The organism is Jatrophihabitans sp. (genome assembly GCF_036389215.1).
Taxonomy (GTDB): domain Bacteria; phylum Actinomycetota; class Actinomycetes; order Mycobacteriales; family Jatrophihabitantaceae; genus Jatrophihabitans_A.
This window is the reverse complement of record NZ_DASVQG010000188.1, coordinates 1-1,733: the sequence shown is the minus strand read 5'-3', so window position 1 is coordinate 1,733 and position 1,733 is coordinate 1. Positions and strand designations below refer to the sequence as shown.

General features: G+C 68.3%; 3 protein-coding genes. All 3 read right to left on the bottom strand.

Translation table 11 applies throughout. From position 1 onward, the window contains the following. Window positions 1-127: 127 nt before the first annotated feature. The 3 genes from rpsT to VF542_RS09910 all read right to left on the bottom strand — a co-directional run bounded on the left by rpsT (window position 128) and on the right by VF542_RS09910 (window position 1,565). Window positions 128-388, bottom strand: a complete 261-nt coding sequence (gene rpsT / locus VF542_RS09920) for a 30S ribosomal protein S20 (protein ID WP_408651542.1) — start codon at window positions 386-388, stop codon at window positions 128-130. Between the two features lie 167 nt (window positions 389-555). After that, window positions 556-1,011: a hypothetical protein gene (locus VF542_RS09915; RefSeq protein WP_408651541.1), complete on the bottom strand. Its 456-nt coding sequence runs from the start codon at window positions 1,009-1,011 to the stop codon at window positions 556-558. Window positions 1,012-1,172: 161 nt separating this feature from the next. Then, entirely contained in the window at window positions 1,173-1,565 is a 393-nt protein-coding gene (locus VF542_RS09910) for a hypothetical protein (protein ID WP_408651540.1), read from the bottom strand. Between the last annotated feature and the right edge of the window lie 168 nt (window positions 1,566-1,733).

Below are 1,733 nucleotides of genomic sequence, written 5' to 3'. Positions count from 1 at the left end.
GGAGTCACATCACCGAACCACGGTGGAGAAGAAGAAATAGGCGCCGACCCCGGTAGCTGACGGCAAGCAGAACAGCCCGCGTACGGCCGGAACCGGTACGCGGGCTGTTGAGGTGGAGCGGGCTGAACTAGAGCGAGCTTGCCTTGTGGGCCATCGCCGACTTCTTGTTGGCGGCCTGGTTGGCGTGGATGACGCCCTTGCTGACGGCCTTGTCCAGCTGCCGCGAGGCGTGCACCAGAGCGGTGGTGGCCTTCTCCTTGTCGCCGGTGTCGGCGGCAGTGCGGAAGGACCGGATCGCGGTCTTCAACGCGCTCTTGGTGCTCTTGTTGCGCTGCCGAGCCAGCTCGTTGGTGCGGATCCGCTTGATCTGGGACTTGATGTTCGCCACGAAGTTTGCCTCGAATGCCGATCGTTCGCCGGATGGAGCTGCTGATGGTTACCGGCGCGGGCGCCGGACAACCTCGCCAGATTACCAGTGGCCTCGGCCGGCCCCCAAATCAGCACTGGCGTGCGGCTGCCCCCTCACCGCTTGAGGGGGCAGCGGCAGCCGGAGCCTCAGGGCTGGTTGTCACCCGCCGGAATGCGGACCGTGCGGCTGTCCTGTGCCAGCACGGAGCCGTCCGTCTCACTGGTGATGGTGATGGTGACGACAGCGGTGCCCGGGTGCAGGCCGTTGCCGAAGAAGGACATGCCCGCTCCGGTGACCCCGCTGGCGGGGCAGATGACCTCCACCGCGCCCAGTGCCTGGACCGCCCACGGGTAGCTGACCCCGTCCTGGACGAGGGTGATCGAGCGCAGGTAGTCACCAGCGGGGCAGTGGCGCAGCTCGGCGGTGACCTGCACGGTGTCGAACAGCACACCGTCGCCGTTCGGGCTCGGGTCGAACTGGTAGATCGCGCTGGTGTTGTGGGTGATCCTGAGTTGAGGCGCCGGATCGGCGCTCGCGGCGGCGGGGGCCAGCACTAGGGCTGCCGCGCACGCGGCGACAGCACTCGACAGGAAGGTGCGCATGGTGCTCCATTCTTGGAACCAGCCGGGTGGAACTGAGCTGACGCCGTCAGAGTGTCGACGGCGACCGCCGACGTCGGTCGTCGCATGGTGGAGTGCGAGCGTCACCCAGCTGATACCCATGCGGGTTCATGCGCTGGCAGCTGGATCCACGCGAGCAGCCGTCACACCATGGGGCGTGAGCGGACGTTGACCAGCTCGAAGCGGGTGTAGAGGAAGGTCCTGACCGCGTCCGCCTCGGACAGCACCTCGGTGACCGGGCCGTCCTCCTCGCCGTCGGCGCCGTAGGCCAGCGCGGCGCCGTCGGAGAAGTACACCGGGCTGTCCACCGGCGCGACGTCGGTCAGCCGGACGACGACGTAGCGGTCACCGATCTCGGCGATCAGCGCGGCCGCGTCGGGGTCGTCGCCGGGCGTCTCGGCGGTGTGCACCGACAGCACCTGCTGCCAGTCGTCCTCGCTGCCGGGCGCGGTGTTCACCAGGTCACCGGGCAGCAGGGTAGGGGCGGGGATGCGGTACTCGGTGACCGCGCGGACGTCGGCAGGTGGCTGGGTCATGCGCACATCCTCGCACCTGTACCAAGCCATCTCCGCGTCCACCGCGCGCCCCGAATAGCTACCGAGCGGGGCCGTCACTTATGTCAACCCAGCCGGTCTAGCGCTGCTTTTGCGGCGGCAGCCACCTCTGGCTCGCCGGTGTCGATGGCCAGCTGATAGGTCGCGGCT